This is a genomic window from Sinorhizobium alkalisoli, assembly GCF_008932245.1.
Taxonomy (GTDB): Bacteria; Pseudomonadota; Alphaproteobacteria; order Rhizobiales; family Rhizobiaceae; genus Sinorhizobium; species Sinorhizobium alkalisoli.
Genome location: NZ_CP034910.1, coordinates 247,358 through 262,316 on the forward strand (window position 1 = coordinate 247,358; position 14,959 = coordinate 262,316).

A 14,959-nucleotide genomic window follows, 5' to 3' on the forward strand; every position below is an offset into this window, starting at 1 on the left:
GTGTTCAGCCGGCGGTCCAGCCGCCATCGACCATAAGTGCAGATCCCGTGATCATTGCTGCCGCGTCAGAAGCAAGAAACGTCACTGGCCCCATAATGTCCGTCAGCTCGCCTATGCGCCCAAGCTTGATCTTCTCCTCGATCCATTGCACCCGCTCCGGGTTGGAAAACGTCTGCTCCGCCAACGGCGTGCGGATGAATGTCGGGCAGATCGTGTTCACCCGAATGCCGTGCCGGCCCCATTCGATCGCCATCGACTTGGTAAAGCCTTCGACGGCATGTTTCGTTGCGCTGTAGACGGCACGGTCGATGCCGCCGACATGCGCCATCTGCGAAGAAATGTTGATCAGCGAACCGCTGCGTTTTTCCGCAACAAGTTTCCGGGCAACAGCGCGGGTGACGAAATACGCGCCGCGCACATTGGTCCCCATTACCGTATCGAAGTCAGACAGCGTGGTCTCGAGCGCCGGCCCATGGCGAGCCAGCCCCGCGCTGTTGACGAGGATATCGAACGCCGGAGCATCTTCGATGGCCCGCTCGGTGGACTCGACGTCTTCAACATCCATTGCCAGTGCGATCGAACTGAGCCCGATCTCCCTCAACGCTTCCACGGTCCGCCCGAGCTTTCCAATCGAACGAGCTGCAAGCGTGACCTGAGCGCCGGCCTCCGCAAGGGCGATGGCGGCCGCCTGGCCGATGCCTGACGATGCACCAACGACAAGCGCAGTTTTGCCGTTGAGGCGGAAGGACGGAGTACGCGGTAAGGCGGACGAGGTCATTTCGCGGCCTGCCCGTAACCCACGTTGCGGCCTCCATAACGGCGGACGCGCACGTTGCACTGTTCGGCGTGGCCAACAAAACCTTCGAGGATGCAGAGACGCGAACCGTATGCACCGATCATCGCAGCCGCTTCGTCTGTCAGCACCTTCTGGTAGCTGTGGGTCTTCAAGAACTTGCCGACCCAGAGGCCGCCGGTGTAGCGGCCGGCCTTCTTCGTCGGCAGGGTGTGGTTGGTACCGATGACCTTGTCGCCGTTGGCGACATTGGTGCGGGCGCCAAGGAAGAGCGCGCCGTAGCTGTGCATCTTCTCAAGATACCAGTCGTCGCGGTCCGTCATGACCTGGACATGCTCGCTGGCGATGTCGTTAGCGACGTCGAGCATCTCCTCATGCGTGTCGCAGACGATGACCTCGCCGTAATCCTCCCAGCTACGCCGCGCGGTCTCGGCCGTCGGCAGGATGGCGAGCAGGCGCTCGATCTCCACCAGCGTTGCGTCGGCAAGTTTGCGGCTGTTGGTGATCAGCACGGCGGGGGAATTGTAGCCATGCTCGGCCTGGCCGAGCAGATCCGTCGCGCAGATCTCGGCGTCCACGGTCTCATCGGCGATCACCATGGTCTCGGTCGGACCGGCGAAAAGGTCGATGCCGACACGGCCGTAGAGCTGGCGTTTGGCTTCAGCGACGAAAGCGTTCCCGGGGCCGACCAGCATGTCGACCGGTTTGATCGTTTCGGTGCCGAGCGCCATGGCGCCAATCGCCTGGATGCCACCCATCACATAGATCTCATGCGCGCCGCCGAGCTTCATGGCGGCGATGACGGCCGGGTTCGGCTCTCCTTTGAAGGGTGGCGTTGCCGCGATGATGCGCGGTACGCCGGCGACGGAGGCCGTCGCCACAGACATATGCGCCGAGGCGACCATCGGGAATTTGCCGCCGGGGATATAGCAGCCGACAGACTGGACCGGAATGTTTCGGTGACCGAGGATGACGCCGGGCAACGTCTCGACTTCAATGTCCAGCATCGAATCCCGCTGGGCCTGCGCGAAACTGCGCACCTGCGCCTGCGCAAACTTGATGTCCTCCATATCGCGCGGCGACACCTTGTTCATCAGCGCCTCGACCTCATCCTCGCTCAGGCGGAATGAGGCGGACAAATACTTGTCGAATTTCTCCGACAGCTCGCGCACGGCGGCGTCGCCGCGCGTTTCGATATCCTTGAGGATGCCTTCGACGGTGGTGCGAACCTTGGCGTCGTCTTCGGAGCGGGCCGCCTCGGGCTTGCCGCGCTTGAGATAGGTAATGGCCATGGATGTCTCTCCCTTTCGGCGGCGAGGATATGGCGCTATAGGTCAATTGCAAGTTTTCATAACCTGAGTGAAAAACTTTCAATGGAGTTGAGAATGAAGCCGACGGCGAAGCAGGTCGCGCATGCAGCAGGGGTCTCGGTGGCGGCGGTCTCCCGCGCCTTTTCGCCGGGCGCACCGATCGAGGCGGAGAAAAAGAAACGCATCCTCGCCGCTGCCGAGGAGATCGGCTATGTCAGCCCCGCACGGCGGACGGCCAATATGATTGCGGCCGGAACAGTCACGCTGGTCTCCGGCGATCTGCTGAATCCGTTCTATCCGACTGTCGTGGACACGCTGGCCCAGAGTCTACAGGAAACTGGCCGCCAACTTATTGTATACGCGCTTCCGGCCAACGCTGATGTTGACGTGGCAACCGACCAGATCCTGGCGTCGCGTCCATCGGCGATTATCGTCACATCAGCGCAACTGACCTCTAGGATGACGCGCGCCTGCCGACAGCATCAGATAAAGGTTGTTCTCCTGAACCGGATACAGCGCGACATCCGCATCAACGCCGTTGCCTGCGACAACTATCAAGGCGGCCGCGATGCCGGCCGCATAGTTTTAGAGCGCGGCAACCAAAAAATCGGCTTTATCGGCGGTATCGCGAACACCTCTACGCATGCTGAGCGCTTGCGCGGACTTCGCGACGTTCTTGCGGAAGCAGGGCAGTCGATCTACGCGCAGGCATCGGGTGAGTTCGATTACCAATGCGGCTACCGTGCCGGCGAGACGCTGATGTCTGCGCAGAATCCACCTGACGCCATTTTCTGCTGCAACGACATCATGGCGCTCGCACTGATCGACGTTGCACGAAAGCGCGGCATCCGCGTGCCGGAAGACCTTGCCGTCGTCGGTTTCGACGATATTCCGATGGCCTCTTGGAATGCCTACGACTTGACCACAATCCGCCAGCCGGTCGAACGCATGGTGCAAGAAGCGCTTAGCATCATCGACGATCCGGCGGTCAAGGCGGGAGACGATGGCATCACCAGAATGCTGTCGGGTCTTATAATGCGTCGTGGTAGCGCTTGAATTTAGGTTTGCGCGAAGGTTGTGGCGGTTCTTGCCGCTTTGCTGATGTCTTATGTCTCTTAAATACGACGAGGACGGCATCTCGCGATCTCATTGTTGGCGCCGATCAAACCTGGGGCCACGACAAGAGCGTCGCTCCTGCCCCCTGGTGCAGATGGAAAAACCGAGCACCAGATGTGCATAGCGTTGCACATAATCTTCTCGCTCTAGCCCAATGGCTTGGGCGTGCGCATCTTTCGTGGGAACGCGAAGAACACCATCTAACCTTGCCTTCGCGACGGCTTTGTGCCGCCAGCCGCGGCTTGTCGGCCCCGGCAGGTCAAAGTCATCGCTCGGAATTTAGAGAATTATGCTGTTGCATTGCTATGCATTCTATGAGAGAACGAGCCGCTCCTTGGGAGAAGGAGCCTGACAGGAGGATAATCAATGAAGAAACTTATGATGTCGCTCGTATCGAGTGCTGCGGCTATCACCCTCGCTGGTTCGGCGCTCGCGAACGACGTAAGCGACGTCTACCTGGGCGTCGGTAGCGCATCCAGCGAATACTGGGTAGCTTACATCGAAGGGGCAAAGGCTGTAGCAACATCTCTGGGCAAGGATGTGAAGGTCATCCCAAGCGAATTCGATGGCCAGAAATTGCTGGAGCAGTTCGGTGCGGTATTCGCTGCCGGTTGTGAGGATTGTCTGGTCACTGTCGACCCCGCCTCCAATGCATTCACGAAAGCCATGATCGAACGCGCTGACGCAGCTGGCGCGAAATACGTGAACCTTTGGAATCGGCCCGACGAAATCCACCCGTGGGACACCGCGCCCAACACGTGGGTCGCAAACATTTCGTTCGACGGCGTGGACTCCGGCTACCAGAACGGCATGGCCCTTTGTAATGCGCTCGGTGGAAAGGGAAACATCGTCGCCTTGAACGGGATCCCCGATAACCCGCCTGCCAAGCAGCGCATCGCCGGGCTTCACAAGGCGTTGCAGGAATGCCCGGGCCTGAAGCTGCTGGACACGCAGGTGGGCAACTGGGATCAGACCCAGGGCCAGTCGATCACGCGCGCCTGGCTTGCAAAGTACGGCGACCAGCTCAACGGCGTCTTCTCCGCCAATGACGGGATGGCGCTCGGCGCCGTCGCGGCCCTGCGTGAGAAGGGATTGGCTGGCAAGATCCCGGTCACGGGATCCGATGGCTCGAGCGACGTGATCAAGCTGATCGAGAAGGGCGACATGCTGTCGACGATGTATATCGATGGCTATGTCCAGGGCGCCTACGCTGTAGCGCTGGCCGCCGCTGCCGTCAGAGGCGACATCAATGTCGACGAACTGAAGCAGGATCAGCGTGATTTCTTCCTGTCGCAGACGCTCGTCACGAAGGACAACGCAGCCTCGGTTCTTAATGCGACCAAGGATGCATCACAGTTCTCCTACGACGCGCTCAAGGCAAACTTCTGGGCCGCTTCGGTTGGTCAGATCCCGGCTGGGGCCAACAAATAAAGGGTTCAAGCTGATGGCACAACTCCCAAGCGCTGCCGCCAGCATCGCCCCTCGTTACGACGAGGGGCGATTAATTTCTGGCACTACGGGACATTCAATGAAGATACAGCTCAAAGAATTAGGACCGGCGTTTACGCTTCTCGTCCTTTGCTTGGTCTTTTCGATCGCTTCATCACAGTTCTTTTCGATCGCCAATGCGCAAGCGATACTGGAATCGTCCGCTATCCCTGTCGTGCTGGCAGTGGGGATCACGTTCATCATCATTCAAGGCTCGATAGATTTGTCGATAGAAGGCGTGATGGCTGCTTCGAGCATGGTCGTCGCGCTCCTCATCGCCAATTCCATCACGGCCCATGACTGCGGCTGGCTCGCCATCCTGGCCGGCCCCGCAGCTGGTGTCACATTCGGCCTCGCCAATGGACTGCTCTACACCTATCTGCGCCTGCCCTCGCTGATCGTCACCCTGGCGACCTGGTTTATCGGACTCGGCGTCGCCACGCTGCTGTTTCCCGGGCGGCAGCCGGAAATCCTCGATGCCCGGCTGACGATGCTGGCGATCGACAAACAGTTTGGCGTCTCATACCTCGTCTTCATCGCGCTCCTCGTCTCGTTCATCGGGATCTCTTTGCAGAACTTCGCGCAGTTCGGCCGTATGTCGTTCGCGATCGGGATGGATGAGAAGACGACGCGCCTTTCCGGCAACTCGGTGCGGCTCCACAAAGTCCTCGCCTTCTCGTTCATGGGCCTTCTCGCGGGCATGGGTGGCGCGATGATCTCCGCGCAGCTCGCGGTCGGCAATCCAAGTGCCGGTCAGGGATTCCTGTTCCCGACAATCAGCGCCGCAGTCATCGGTGGCACGCTGCTCAGCGGCGGAAAGGGTGGCGTCCTGCACTCGATCATCGGCGTTCTCATCCTCGAAGTTCTCCGGAATGGAATGGTGCAGTTGGGCGTCGACCCGTATCTCCGCCATGTTATCGAGGGCATCATCATCATCGCCGCGCTGGTTGTCGGAAACTGGCAGCTTCGGGCCCGCACGAGGGTGGTCAAATGAGTGTTCTCGCTGCAAGACATGTATCAAAGATCTATCCGGGTGTCCGGGCGCTGGCCGACGTCTCGATGGAGCTGCGCGAAAATGAGATCCTCGGCCTGATTGGTCAGAACGGGTCCGGGAAATCGACCCTACTCAAGATTTTTACGGGGGTCGAGCAGCCGACGGAGGGGGCACTGATGCTACGCGGGCAGCAGCGCGTCATTCGCTCTCCGCTCGCCGCTGCTGCGCTCGGCATCGGCATGGTGCACCAGGAACAGTCGCTGATCCCGAACCTGACGGTCGCCGAGAATATCTTCTTCGACAAGCCGTCCCTTGGAAACCGTTATGGCTTCTACAACTGGCGAAGCCTCAACAAGGCCGCCGAACGTCAGCTGGCAAAGCTCGAATGCGAGATCCCGCCGGACGCGAGGGTGGAGACATTGAGCTTCCCCGAGCGCCAACTCGTCGAATTTGCGAAAGTGCTTGCCGTGGAGGAGCTGATCGACGATCAGCTCGTCATACTCTTCGACGAGCCGACCTCTCTCCTCAGTCCATCGGAAATCGAGCGGCTCTTCCGGCAGATCCGGCGCCTGAAGGCACGTGCTTCGATTGTCTTCGTCTCTCACCGCATGGACGAGGTTCTGGAAATCTCCGACCGCGTCCATGTCATGAGCAACGGGGAAAACGTCGCCGAGCGCATCCCGTCGCAGACGGACCACAAGGAACTGTACCATCTGATGGTCGGTTCGCGACGCTCTGAGGACTATTTCTTGGAGGAGCGCCGCCGCCCAATGGGATCGGCCGCACCGCGCCTCCAAACGCATGGCCTGTCCGTGCCTGGCGCCTTCAAGGATGTGTCCTTCACCATTCGCCAAGGCGAAATCCTGGCTCTGACCGGTGTTGCCGGGTCTGGGGCGGAAGAATTCTGTCGCGCGCTCTTCGGTCTCGAAGAGGGTGTATCGGGCAAGATCATTCTCAATGGCAAGGAGCAATTGGCCAGTGCGCGCCCAAGCGATCTCATTGCGGCGGGCATCGGCTACCTTGCGGCGGAGCGAAAGCTGGAAGGCGTCGTCACCGGCCGCACGATCGTGGACAACATCGTACTTTCGTTTGGCAGCAAACTTGGGAACGGTTTGTTCGTCGACAGAGAGCGCGAGATCAAGTCCGCGCTCCACTGGATGGCCCGTTTGAAAGTGAAGACGCCCAACGCTGCCGAATATGTCGAGCGGCTGAGCGGCGGCAATCAGCAGAAGGTGTCGCTGGCGAAATGGCTCCTGTGCGAGAACCTGCAATTGCTGATACTCGATCACCCCACCCGCGGGCTTGACCCCGGTGCGAAGGCGGACCTCTTCGAGGCGATCCGTGACCTTTCGGACCAGGGAATATCGATTCTCTTCGTGTCGGAAACGCTCGAGGAGACGCTGGGGATGGCGGACACGATCGTCGTCATGCGCGATGGGCAGGTCACGGCAACGTTCCCCGACCTCTTCCTCGCCAAGCCGGCGCCCGAAGCCATAGTGGAGGCAATGGTATGACCATCACAAAACCAATGGCCGGTTTCGACCTAGACCGGAGCAGATCGGACTATACGCGCATCTCGCAGCGCAGGCTCGTGCGCACGCTTGTCGTGCCATTCGTCACCTTGATGCTCATCTGTGCAATAATCGCCTTCTTCCAACCACGCTTCATTTCCTTGCGGGCGCTGACAGCTGTAGCCACCGATGCGGCACCGCTTTTGATGCTCGTCATCGGGTCGGCCGTCGTCATCCTGATTGGCGGCATCGACCTGTCGGTCGCGACAATGGCATCGTTCTCTGCCGTGCTGTTCGTGATCATCTCTCCCGTCGCAGGCGATGCGGGCATCCTGCTGGCGCTGGGCCTCGCGGCGTCGATCGGCTACGTCCAGGGTGTCATCCACCATCGCGCCCAGATCCCGTCTTTCGTGGTGAGCTTCGGCACGCTCGGCATTCTCTATGGGACTGCCCACTATATCACCCAGGCAACCGCCGCGCCCCTCGGCCCGTCCGTGATCATCCCTTTTCTCGGCACCAAGACGGCTGGCATTCCCCATGGGCTGATCGTCACTGTTATTTGCGCCATTGCCCTTAGTCTGACACTGCGGTTCACACGACTCGGCCGGGACCTTTTCGCCGTCGGCTGCTCCGAGCGTGCGGCGCTGGTCGCAGGCGTGAAGGTCGGCCGGGTCAAGGCTATCGCCTTCGCGCTCTCGTCCTTCTTCGCGGCAGGGGCCGGTCTGATGTTTCTCAGTCAGACCGGTTACAGTTCGCCCGCCATGGCGAACAATTATCTTCTGCCGGCGATCGTCGGGGTCGTCGTGGGCGGAAATGCGATCTCCGGCGGGGTCGGCGGCATCGGCTGCGTCCTGATCGGCGGACTGATCGCGGTGATGGTGCGTCTCGGAACGGTGATGCTGGGTTTGAACCCCGCATTCCAAAACATCCTGTTCGGCATCATGGTGCTGGTGTCCGTCGCGCTTACTATCGACCGTGAAAAGATCGGCATCATAAAATGACGTCACACAACACGCTTAGGACGCAATCGCACCTGCGCGTCGCTCTCTTCGGTGCAGGCCGCATGGGCGAAATCCACGCCGCGACACTGATGCGGCACGCCGGCGCCCGTCTCGTCGGGATCGTCGATGCGCATCGTCCGAGTGCCGAGCGCTTGGCCGCAAAACACGGCGTCGCGGTGCTGGAGGAAGACGCTGTTTTCGATGGCGCCGATATTGACGCGGTGATCATCGCGAGTGCCGCGGACTCTCACCCGGACCTGATCTTGCGCAGCGTTGCGGGGCGAAAAGCCATTTTCTGCGAAAAGCCGCTGGCTCGGGATCTGGAATGCGTTCAATCCGTCGCAACGGTCGTGGAAGCGAGCGGCGTGCCATTCCTGCTGGCGTTCAATCGTCGTTTCGATCCCGATTTCACTGCCCTCGCCCATCGCCTGCAAGCAGGCGAGATCGGGGCCGTGGAGCTTGCCATCATCACCAGCCGCGATCCCGCACCGCCACCAATCGACTACGTCGTGAAGTCGGGCGGGCTGTTCCGGGAAACGACCATCCACGATATCGACGTCGCCCGATGGCTGACGGGCGAAGATCCCGTCTCGGTCCATGCCACGGCATCTGCCTTGACTACGACCGCCATGCGGGACGCGCAGTTGCCGGATACGGCCGTTCTGACATTGAAAATGCCGTCGGGCGCCATTGTGTCCATCAACAACTCCTGGCGTGCTGCCTACGGGTATGACCAGAGGGTCGAAGTGCTTGGTGAAGAAGGGATGCTGAAACTCGCCAACCTGCGACGGGATGGCGTCACCCGATTGGGCGCTTCCGGCACCTGGAATTCAAACCCGGAGCCCTTTTTCCTCGAGCGCTACGCAAACGCCTACAGCGTCGAGCTCGATCATTTCATCACAGCGGTCCGCGATGCCCAGACGATCTCTCCGGGCGTGGCGGATGGCGTCAAAGCACTGCGGATCGCCTACGCCGCAGAAGAATCGGCACGGACCGGTCAGTCCGTGACCTTGGGCTGACATCGCATACAAAGGATAAGTCTATGAAAGTTGCACTCGTAACAGGCGCATCACGCGGTCTCGGGGCGGTCATGGCGCAGGAACTCGCTAAGGCGGGTTGGGCCGTCGCCGTCAACTACGCCAACGACACGGCCGGCGCAGAATCCGTCGCCGCCAGGATCCGCGATGGCGGCGGCGAGGCACAGGCCGTCAAGTTCAGCGTCATCGATCAGTCGGCGATCGAAAGCGGTATCGAGGAGATCAAGAACACGCTCGGTCCCGTGGATCTCATCGTCAACAATGCAACGGGCCCGCAGCCCGAGATGCCGCTCATGGAGCAATCCTGGCGTACCTATCTCGATCAGATCGAATTCTTCGTCAAAGCTCCGCTCGAACTGCTGCAGGCGGTGCTGCCGGATTGGAGGGCGCGCAAGAGCGGTCGCGTCATCAACATCGGCTCCGAGATTGCCGAGCTCGGCAATCCCAATTTCGGCAACTACGCCTCGGCCAAGGGCGCGATGCTGTCCATGACCCGCTCCTGGGCAAAGGAACTCGCGCCGGAAGGCATCACCGTCAACCTGGTCGCGCCGGGCTGGATCCCGGTTGAGAGGCACGCGGGATCACCGCAGGAGCGGATCGCCTGGTATCTTGATCGCACGCCCGCCGGGCACTTCGGCACGCCGGAGGACATCGCGCACATGGTCGTCTTCCTCGCGTCGGAGAAGGCCGATTTCATCACGGGCCAGAAACTGGCCGTCAACGGCGGCCGCACGCTGCTCTGACGGAGCAGAAGCCCGGTTAAGGAGTACTGATTTTGAAAGCACCATTGAAGTTTGGCGTCGTCGGCTGCGGGTGTCGCTTGGCAGTTAAACATCGACCGGGCTTAATTGCCGCGGCAACATCGTTTACCAGCCCACTACTGCCAGTTCCGACGCTATCCGCACCGAAATTGGCCCCGACCTGTATCCGCTTCAATCCTCCGGCAAATTGGCCGGATTCCACACGATCTCCCATAGATGGCCATCGGGATCGGTGAAATAGCCCGCATAGCCCCCGTAGAATGTCTCCTGGGCCGGCTTCACGATGGCTGCGCCCGCTTCGCGCGCCTGTTCCATTACTTCATCCACCTCGCTTCGCTGCGAGACGTTGTGGCCGATCGAGAACGACGTGCTACTGGCCGGCGCTTTCGTCAAACCGCTATCGTGAGCCAAATCGTCCTGACTCCAGATCGCAAGTTTAATACCGTCTGAAAGATCAAAGAACGCGACAGCGCCATGCGCGAATTCGCGGCCCACGATCCCTGGGGTGTGCAAACCCAGTCCGTCACGATAGAAAGCGAGAGACCGTTCAAGATCTGCGACACCAAGGGTCAGTACAGAAATCCGGGCCTTCATGAGCAATCCTCCCGTTAAATCGTAGCTTGGCCATCCAGTTTGGCGTCGTCTTTGTGTCCAAAGAGCATTGCCGGTAGACCGCGGGCCTAATTATCACTCAGAGTTGTTCTTTCTGGGGCTTTTGCGCTCCTCCGCCGAGCGTGAGCATCGCCAGGGCGAATATAAAGGAAGGGAAGAGGAAGCAGCCCGCTTCCGGTTCACCAAGGGGACTCATTAAGATGCGTGATGATCCCAATGGCGAAATCTCGATACCGATGAAACCGTTTTCCTCAATCACGAGCGCGGCAAAATGATAAGGCGATCGGCATTGCGGATCTCATCGTGGCCAGCGGTCATAGACCGCATTCGATAGGCCGGACATATGACTACACCGTCCGACGGAGACTTGCGCAATAAATGCCTTGCTAACCGGGCCGTTCCACATATGAGGAAGAACCCGATTAACTGCAAAGCGTTTGGCGCGCTTCACGTTGATGATGTGGCATTCGCCTGCCCATTCGACCATGGCGCCAAGTTGACAATTCGCATAGAATGCGATTATTGGAACTCGGTTCCTATATGTAGATATCGCGAACGCTGCGGTGCCTGATCGGCGGCATACGGGCAAGTCGGAGGAGCGCGGAACGTGAAGCTTATTCAGTTGGCCAAACAGCTTGCAGCGGCCGCCGAGTCCGCAGCAGAAGCCAATAACCTTTCCGTCACGACTTGCATCGTGGACCAGCACGGCAACGTCGTGATGAAGCAACGCATGGATGGTGCCATCCTCATTTCGATCGAAATGTCGGAGAGGAAAGCCTACACCTCCGCGGCTCTAAGGATGCGCACGGCTGAAATGACGGCCTTGGCGCAACCGGGGAATCCCCTCTTTTTGCTCCCTTCGGCAGCAGGTGGGCGTTACACCGCGCTCGGTGGTGGAGTTCCGATCTGGATCCAGGGGGAATGCGTCGCTGGCCTTGGCATAAGCGGCGGTACAACCGAGCAGGATGTCGAGATCGCTGAAGCGGCGGTCAGCACCTTGATCCATACACAATAAAGTGAGATCGGTAGGAGCGACGAGCCCGGCTCAAGGCGGTTTTAATTTTCCGATGAACCAACATGTGTGAAGTGGGAGTGTTTCGAGAGTGAACCTACAGGAAAGAAAAACCGCGAAAGGCAAGGCAATCTCTCCTTCAGAGACGAGGGAAAGCGGCCAGACCGTCCGCGCCAAAGCGGGAGCGCGCTCGCGGCCAGCCGGCCTCAATCGGAGCGTCACACGCGCGCTCGACCTCCTTCTCGACGTCGCCCACAGCCCGGCGCCAAAGAGCTTCGTCGACCTTCAGAAACATCATCGGGTGCCGAAAGCCACGCTGCACAAGCTGCTGTTCACCTTGGAAGTGCTGAATTTCATCCGCCGTGATGAAGACAGCGGCAAATATTCACTTGGTCTGGCCGCAATGGAGATTTCGGCGGCCGGCGCCGCGGGCCCCGGCGATCTCGCCATGATTCTCCGTCCGGTTTTGCAGCGGCTCGTCCAGGAAAGCGATGAGACCTGCCATCTCGGCATCCTCAGCGGCGGCGAAGAGGTGATACTGAGCCGGATCGACCCGGAGGCGCAGATCGTGCGCCTGGCCCCTCAGATCGGACGACGCCATCCCGCCTATGCCTCAGCGGGTGGACTTGCCTCCATGGCATTGAAGCTGGACGAAACAGTAATCACAAGCATGCCGGAAGAGTTGCGACAGCTGACCAAGAATACGATCAAGACTCGCACCGAACTCCTGGCGCGCCTCGATGAGGTTCGGGAGAAGGGCTACGCCCTCGACATGGAGGAAGCCTACGTCGGGGTACGCTGCGTCGGAGTAGCTGTTGCCGTTCCACACTGGCCCGTGGTCCATGTCAGCCTTTCGGTTCCCCTGCAGCGGGCGCCGATCGAAAGGCTGCATGCGCTTGTCAAACCGCTGATGGCGGCTGCCAAGGAGATCGAGAGAATTCTCATCGTCACGCCCCGCGCTTGACAAACCCCTCGCGATACCCCGACGCGGCCGACTTCAGCATGCCAATCCTCCTCATGCGACCGGCCGGGAGCCGGGCCGCTCCTTGGCGACTACCGCGCCTCCTGCAGCGACACCATATCGATAACGAAGCGGTACTTCACGTCGCTGCGCAGCATGCGCTCGAACGCGTCATCGACTTCTGAAATGGAGATCAGCTCGATATCCGAAGCGATGCCGTGTGCGGCGCAGAAGTCGAGCATTTCCTGAGTCTCGGCGATGCCCCCGATGCCGGAGCCCGCAAAACTCCGGCGCTTGCCGATCAGGCTTCCTGCCGAGATTGGCTGTGGCTCCGCCGGCACACCGACCTGAGTGAGCGTTCCGTCACGCCTTAGAAGCTGGAGCAGCGCATTAATGTCATGTCGGGCAGAAACCGTGTCGAGGATGAAATCGAAGCTGTTGGTGTGCTGTGCCATCGCGGCGGGATCACCGGACAGAACAACCTCGTCGGCACCGAGCCGTTTGGCATCCTCGGCCTTACCGGCAGAAGTCGTGAACAGAACGACATGCGCGCCCAAGGCATGCGCAAATTTGACTGCCATATGGCCAAGGCCGCCAAGGCCGACCACGCCAACCTTCTGGCCGGGTCCGACCTTCCAGCGGCGCAGTGGCGAATAGGTTGTGATGCCCGCACAAAGCAACGGCGCAACGCCTGCAAGCTCAAGATTGTCGGGAATACGCAGGACGAAGGCTTCGTCGACCACGATATGGCTGGAATAGCCGCCAAACGTGTGGCCGCCCAGGTGCTTATCCGGGCTGTTGTACGTTTCGGTATTGCCCTTGTCGCAATATTGCTCGAAGCCGTCACGGCAATTGGCGCATTCGCGGCACGAATCTATCATGACGCCGACCCCAGCAATGTCGCCTGCCCGGAACTTCGTGACCGCGCGGCCGACAGCGGTGACACGACCGACCATTTCATGGCCTGGCACGCACGGATAAAGGGTGCCGCCCCACTCATCGCGCACTCGGTGCAGGTCGGAGTGGCAGACGCCGCAGTAAAGGATTTCGATCTGAACGTCGCTTGGACCCGGCGAACGGCGCTGGAACGCGAATCGTGCCAGCGGTGATTTGGACGACGTGGCAGCATAGCCGTGGCATTGGAACATGTCTTTACTCCGGATTTTGAAATGTCAGCAAGGAGGAGCGCCGCGGGGCGCCCTCCTACGTTTTCGTCGGCGCGCGCCCTGCTGATCGTGGCCTAGCTCGCGTGAGCCTGCCTATGCCGACGGTTTGGTCAGAACGCCGCGCTTGACCAGTTTCTCAATGTTGCCGGCGCGCCGCTGGTCTTCTCGGGCAAGCCAGCCCTCCCGCGGCAGTTCCTTGAGATACTGGTTCTTCTCGTAGATAGGCTCTTCGTAGATGGCCGCGTACTGCTCGGTGCGTAGGTCCTTGAACCAGTTGGTGACGCCGTTGGCGATACGTGCACGGCGCAGCGCCTCAATGTCGATCACGGTACTGACGAAGCTGTCACCGTTTGCCATGCCCGGCTGCTTGACCAGGACATGGCCCTTGTGGTCGACGATCATCGACTGGCCGCCAAACACGTCAAAGAAGCCGCCATCCTTGCCGACCTGGGGTCCCAGATTGGGCGAAATCACGATCATCTGGTTGAACATGGCGTGGGCGCGGTTCTGCAACTCCCACATACCCTGCATAACTTGGGGCTCGATCAGCGTAGCACGGATCATGATCTCGGCGCCGTTCATGGCGAGGCCGCGAGCGGTTTCCGGATAAGCACCTTCGTGGCAGATCAGGTAGCCTATATTGCCGATCTCAGTGCGAGCGACAGGGAAGAAGGCGTCGAGCTTGCTGCCGTTACCCTTCTTCTCGATCCACTCATCCCACAGATCGTGCGGGTTCGTCGTGCCAAGCGCGCCCCCCTCGTAGGCATCGCTGGTCGCCTTGGCGCGCCGGTATACGATTTCACCCTGCGGGCTCATGACGAAGCCAACGTTGAAAAGGTGCCCGGGAAAATCCTCGTCGCGCACCCACAACAGCTCGGCTGCGATGTAGGCGTTGTACTGCTTGGCCTTGACCGCCAGTGCCTCGGTTTCCGGCCCAGGGATCGTGGTTGCCGCGGACTCGTGCTGCTCCTTGTTGCCGGCACGGAAATCCATGGGCATGCCCTGTATGGCCATTTCGGGTAGCACGATTAACCGCACTGGGGCGCCATCGGTCGCCGCAACCATCACCGCGACATCCATAAAATCATTGATGCGCTTAATGTTCTCCAGCGCCTCCCTAGTCGACTTGACGGCATAGTTTCGCGTGGAAAGTCCCACTACGGTGTACGGGTTGATCATGGAATCGGTTCCTCCTGG

General features: G+C 60.2%; 14 protein-coding genes. 9 read left to right on the plus strand and 5 right to left on the minus strand.

The annotated features are described in order from the left end of the window. Positions 1-4: 4 nt before the first annotated feature. Positions 5-778: an SDR family NAD(P)-dependent oxidoreductase gene (locus EKH55_RS18765; RefSeq protein ID WP_151612357.1), complete on the minus strand. Its 774-nt coding sequence runs from the start codon at positions 776-778 to the stop codon at positions 5-7. After that, complete coding sequence (gene hisD, locus EKH55_RS18770) at positions 775-2,085, minus strand: histidinol dehydrogenase (RefSeq protein WP_151612359.1); 1,311 nt, start codon at positions 2,083-2,085, stop codon at positions 775-777. Before hisD ends, EKH55_RS18765 begins: the two co-directional genes overlap by 4 nt. A 93-nt stretch (positions 2,086-2,178) precedes the next feature. Between hisD and EKH55_RS18775 the strand changes: the two genes are divergently transcribed. The 7 genes from EKH55_RS18775 to EKH55_RS18805 all read left to right on the plus strand — a co-directional run bounded on the left by EKH55_RS18775 (position 2,179) and on the right by EKH55_RS18805 (position 9,993). Next, on the plus strand, positions 2,179-3,159 hold the full coding sequence (locus tag EKH55_RS18775; protein WP_192803839.1) for a LacI family DNA-binding transcriptional regulator: 981 nt from the start codon (positions 2,179-2,181) through the stop codon (positions 3,157-3,159). A gap of 426 nt (positions 3,160-3,585) precedes the next feature. Further along, positions 3,586-4,650: a sugar ABC transporter substrate-binding protein gene (locus EKH55_RS18780; RefSeq protein ID WP_151612363.1), complete on the plus strand. Its 1,065-nt coding sequence runs from the start codon at positions 3,586-3,588 to the stop codon at positions 4,648-4,650. Beyond that, complete coding sequence (locus EKH55_RS18785; protein ID WP_246231920.1) at positions 4,619-5,701, plus strand: ABC transporter permease; 1,083 nt, start codon at positions 4,619-4,621, stop codon at positions 5,699-5,701. The genes EKH55_RS18780 and EKH55_RS18785 overlap by 32 nt, the downstream gene beginning before the upstream one ends. After that, positions 5,698-7,215 carry a sugar ABC transporter ATP-binding protein gene (locus tag EKH55_RS18790; RefSeq protein ID WP_151612365.1) on the plus strand — a complete coding sequence of 506 codons (1,518 nt, stop codon included), beginning with the start codon at positions 5,698-5,700 and terminating at the stop codon, positions 7,213-7,215. Before EKH55_RS18785 ends, EKH55_RS18790 begins: the two co-directional genes overlap by 4 nt. Then, positions 7,212-8,213: an ABC transporter permease gene (locus EKH55_RS18795; RefSeq protein WP_151612367.1), complete on the plus strand. Its 1,002-nt coding sequence runs from the start codon at positions 7,212-7,214 to the stop codon at positions 8,211-8,213. Before EKH55_RS18790 ends, EKH55_RS18795 begins: the two co-directional genes overlap by 4 nt. Next, positions 8,210-9,232, plus strand: coding sequence for an inositol 2-dehydrogenase (gene iolG, locus EKH55_RS18800; RefSeq protein WP_151612369.1), 1,023 nt, complete (start codon positions 8,210-8,212; stop codon positions 9,230-9,232). Before EKH55_RS18795 ends, iolG begins: the two co-directional genes overlap by 4 nt. 23 nt (positions 9,233-9,255) lie before the next feature. Further along, on the plus strand, positions 9,256-9,993 hold the full coding sequence (locus EKH55_RS18805) for an SDR family oxidoreductase (RefSeq protein ID WP_151612370.1): 738 nt from the start codon (positions 9,256-9,258) through the stop codon (positions 9,991-9,993). Positions 9,994-10,182: 189 nt separating this feature from the next. On the opposite strand, the gene EKH55_RS18810 is transcribed toward EKH55_RS18805, so the two are convergent. Then, positions 10,183-10,605, minus strand: a complete 423-nt coding sequence (locus EKH55_RS18810; RefSeq protein ID WP_151612372.1) for a VOC family protein — start codon at positions 10,603-10,605, stop codon at positions 10,183-10,185. 625 nt (positions 10,606-11,230) lie between these two features. Between EKH55_RS18810 and EKH55_RS18815 the strand changes: the two genes are divergently transcribed. Further along, positions 11,231-11,638, plus strand: a complete 408-nt coding sequence (locus EKH55_RS18815) for a GlcG/HbpS family heme-binding protein (RefSeq protein ID WP_151612374.1) — start codon at positions 11,231-11,233, stop codon at positions 11,636-11,638. A gap of 88 nt (positions 11,639-11,726) precedes the next feature. Further along, positions 11,727-12,599: an IclR family transcriptional regulator gene (locus EKH55_RS18820; RefSeq protein ID WP_246231922.1), complete on the plus strand. Its 873-nt coding sequence runs from the start codon at positions 11,727-11,729 to the stop codon at positions 12,597-12,599. An 89-nt stretch (positions 12,600-12,688) separates the two neighbouring features. Here the strand turns inward: EKH55_RS18820 and EKH55_RS18825 are convergent, their stop codons facing one another. Together EKH55_RS18825 and EKH55_RS18830 are read right to left on the minus strand one after the other, a co-directional pair. Continuing rightward, on the minus strand, positions 12,689-13,744 hold the full coding sequence (locus tag EKH55_RS18825; protein ID WP_151612376.1) for an NAD(P)-dependent alcohol dehydrogenase: 1,056 nt from the start codon (positions 13,742-13,744) through the stop codon (positions 12,689-12,691). Between the two features lie 111 nt (positions 13,745-13,855). Beyond that, complete coding sequence (locus EKH55_RS18830) at positions 13,856-14,941, minus strand: nitrilase-related carbon-nitrogen hydrolase (RefSeq protein ID WP_151612378.1); 1,086 nt, start codon at positions 14,939-14,941, stop codon at positions 13,856-13,858. Between the last annotated feature and the right edge of the window lie 18 nt (positions 14,942-14,959).